We start from the raw sequence: 2,185 nt of genomic DNA, 5'->3' as shown, positions 1-2,185 counted from the left end.
GTCGAACCCGGACCACGGCAGCGGGCGCCGGTTGGCCGCAAAACTGCCGGACGTTGGTTACACATGGGTCTCCGACCATGACGGAGATGTGCCATGCCCCCTCCGCCTCAACAGCGGCCTCGGGCATCGTGCTCGTACTGCTCGTCAACGCCGTCGGCACAGGCCACCCTGTGACCTCATACTTCCCGGTTCAACGACCGCCGCTAACCTTGTCGTTTTACCTCCGGTGATCGACTCGAGGTTGTTCGAGCTGGTCACCCACATGGGGATCTGCCGGACAAGGCGACGACCTCCGTCTCACGCTGTGTGATGTCGAGTCGCACAGCAGAGCCGGAGGTCGTCGGTGTCGATTGTGGTCCCTGCAGCCGTTCGCCAGCAGGCAATCTCGGAACTGTCCTCCTTTCGAATGGACTTGTACGCCGCGATGCCCCGCCGCGCGGACGCACTGTTCGAGCTGTCTGATGCCCTGCTGTGCGCTGACGGTCCGGTCCGCGCGCTGGTCGAGCTGGCCCTGGCGCCCGAGCACCGGCGCTCGCATGCCTCCCTCTACGCCGCCTTGAACCGGGGAGACCTCGACGCTGACCGCCTCCGGACCGCGATCGCGGCCCGAAGCGTGCCCCGCGGCCCGGGTGGACGGATCGTGCTCGCCGTCGACGTGTCCGCCTGGCTGCGGCCGGACGCCAACACCAGCGACGGCCGCTCCTTCTGCCACACCCACGGCCGGCGCGAGAACACGCACGAGATGGTGCCCGGCTGGCCCTACTCCTTCGTTGCCGCCCTGGAGTCGGGCTCGACATCGTGGACGGCCCTGCTGGACGCCAGGCATCTGGAGCCCGGCGCGGACGCCGCGGCCGTCACGGCCGGCCAACTGCGAGAGGTCCTGCGCGGCATCCTCGACGCCGGGCACTGGACTCCCGGCGACCCGCCGGTGCTGGTCGTCGCGGACGCCGGCTACGACGGCCCTCGACTGGCCTACCTCCTGCGGGACCTGCCGGTCCAGATCGTGGTGCGGATGCGCTCCGACCGGGTCTTCTTCAACCCCGTGCCCGACGACTATCGGGTGGGCCCCAAAGGGGGCAAACCCCGCAGCCATGGAGCCCGGTTCGCACTGGCCGACCCCGCGACCTGGCGCGAGCCCGACAGTGACGGCAAGCACACCACCCGCCGCTACGGAACGGCCCGCATCCGCGCCTGGCACCGCCTGCACCCGCGCGTCTGGCGACGCTCCGCCTGGAGCGACCACCGCGGCCAACTCCCCATCATCGAGGGCACACTGATCCGCCTCGACGTCGACCACCTGCCCTCCGGCGGCACCCCCAAACCGGTCTGGCTGTGGTTCTCCGACCCCACCCCCGCCGACACGGACACCGACACCGCCTGGCACGCGTTCCTACGGCGCTTCGACCTGGAACACACCTTCCGCTTCCTCAAGCAGACCCTGGGCTGGACCCGCCCCCGCCTGCGCGAACCCGCAGCGGCCGACCGCTGGACTCACCTGGTCCTGGCCGCCCACACACAACTCCGCCTCGCCAGAACCCTGTCCACCGACCTCCGACGACCCTGGGAGCGACCCCAGCCCGCCGAACGCCTCACACCCGCCCGGGTCCGACGCGGGTTCCGCAACATCCGCACACACCTGCCCTGCCCAGCTGCCGTTGCAAGACCATCCAGCCCTGGTCCCGGGCGCCCCCTCGGCCGACCCAATCGGCGCCGAGCCCCCATCTACGACGTCGGACTCGCCCTGGTCACCAACCAATAGCGAACGGACAGGCGAGAACCCGAACGCCGCAGAAGATGATCACCCGAATGTAAAACGACAAGCTAACCTTCCCGCGCTGCCGTGGCAGGCGAGGGCGACGGCAAGGGCCCGGGTACGTCGCAGGTGTAGGCGGCCGGGTCGAAGCGGCTCAGCTGTCGGACGAGCCGCCCGGTGGACCAGGGCCAGGCGAAGGTATTCCGCCCGCTCGGGCTGAAGTAGTAGCTGGTGCAGCCACCGGAGTTGTACACGGTGGTCCGTAACGCCTCCTGCACCGCCGCGTTGTGTGCGGCCTGCGCGGCGGCCCGGACCTCCAGGACCCGCCGGCCGTCGCGGTCGAGGTGGGCCAGGGCGTCGGTGAGGTAGGTCAGTTGGGCTTCCAGGACGGTGATCGCGGAGGTGGAGCCCCCGAGCAGGTTGGGGCCCAGC

1 protein-coding gene and 1 pseudogene are annotated in these 2,185 nt (G+C 70.1%); one reads left to right on the top strand and one right to left on the bottom strand.

What is annotated here, in order from left to right; all coding sequences use genetic code 11:
• The first annotated feature begins 352 nt into the window (after nt 1–352).
• The gene (locus tag AB0O00_RS36615; protein ID WP_363659024.1) at nt 353–1,759 is read left to right on the top strand and encodes an NF041680 family putative transposase; all 1,407 of its coding nucleotides are present in this window, start codon (nt 353–355) and stop codon (nt 1,757–1,759) included.
• A gap of 62 nt (nt 1,760–1,821) precedes the next feature.
• Here AB0O00_RS36615 and AB0O00_RS36610 read toward each other — a convergent pair.
• Nucleotides 1,822–2,185 (bottom strand): annotated as a pseudogene (locus tag AB0O00_RS36610) (cyclohexanone monooxygenase); the annotation flags it as partial.

This window comes from Kitasatospora sp. NPDC093558 (assembly GCF_040683475.1).
Classification (GTDB): domain Bacteria; phylum Actinomycetota; class Actinomycetes; order Streptomycetales; family Streptomycetaceae; genus Kitasatospora.
Note: the sequence above shows the minus strand (reverse complement) of the source record. Positions and strands in the feature narration are given on the sequence as shown.